This is a genomic window from Cyclobacterium qasimii M12-11B, from assembly GCF_000427295.1.
Taxonomy (GTDB): domain Bacteria; phylum Bacteroidota; class Bacteroidia; order Cytophagales; family Cyclobacteriaceae; genus Cyclobacterium; species Cyclobacterium qasimii.
Genome location: NZ_ATNM01000168.1, coordinates 1 through 1014, shown reverse-complemented (window position 1 = coordinate 1014; position 1014 = coordinate 1). Strand labels below are relative to the sequence as shown.

The 1014-nt window shown below is 59.5% G+C and carries 1 protein-coding gene; it reads right to left on the bottom strand.

Annotation, left to right across the window (positions count from 1 at the left end):
- The coding region (locus ADICYQ_RS31340) for an IS30 family transposase (RefSeq protein ID WP_161625622.1) at positions 1-914 on the bottom strand (914 nt) is incomplete at its 3' end.
- Positions 915-1014: the final 100 nt, after the last annotated feature.

Below are 1014 nucleotides of genomic sequence, written 5' to 3'. Positions count from 1 at the left end.
TCAGAGAAGCTGGTGCCCTTGGGGAGGTAGCGGCGGATGCGACCGTTGAAGTGCTCGTTCGTGCCTCGCTGGTAAGCCGAATATGGGTCAGCGAAATACGTCGGGATCGCGAGGGTGTCAGCGAGTTTGTAGTGGTACGCGAACTCGCTGCCGTTGTCGGCGGTCACCGATCTTCCAGCGTGGGCTGGAATGGAGGTGAAGATTGTTAGTTGCGCATTCAGGGTGGCTTGCGCGGTGATCGATTCGATCTTGATCGCGAAGAGTTTCCGGGATCGGCGTTCCACGTTGGTGTGCAGGCCGCCGGTGCCACGCAGCCCAAGGACACTGTCAGCTTCCCAGTGCCCGAACTGGTCCCGGTCTTCGATCTCGGCGGGACGGTCATGGATCGAGGTGCGCCACTTGATCCGCTCCGAATGCACTCGTCTTCCCTGTCGTTTCCTGCGTTTGCGGTGCCCACGGGTCAAATATTGTCGAAGTTGACGGTGTGATTGTGCTGGCGAATAGATCCACGAATACACCGTCTCTGCACTGACTCGCATCCGTGGATCGTCAGGGAACTCGGAGGGTAAACGGCCCGCGATCTCCTGGGGCGTCCACCCACGACGCAACGCAGAGATCACCCAGTCCACCAGCTGGTCGTAGCCCATCCGGTAGGGCTGATGCGAACGGGCCACGCGCGTGTCTGCCTGAAGTTGGGCCTGAGTCCCGAGGTAGAGACGTTCCTGTGGGCCACGAGTATCGAGCCTGTTGCGCAGGTACGGGCGCAGATTCGCATGATCGTGCTCTGGTTGCCACGAACCACGCCGTAGCTCGCGGGTGATCGTGGAACGGTGAACCCCTAAACGGCGAGCAATCGCCGACCGACTGACACCACCTTCCCAGAGGCGTTGGAGCTCGAAGCGGTCATCGATCATCAAATGTCTGTAATGTGCGGTCAAGGAAGTGCAACCCTTCTCGGAGTGATCTCAATAACCACAACTTAGAAGGTGTTGCACTTCCGCTTAGAACCCGGGG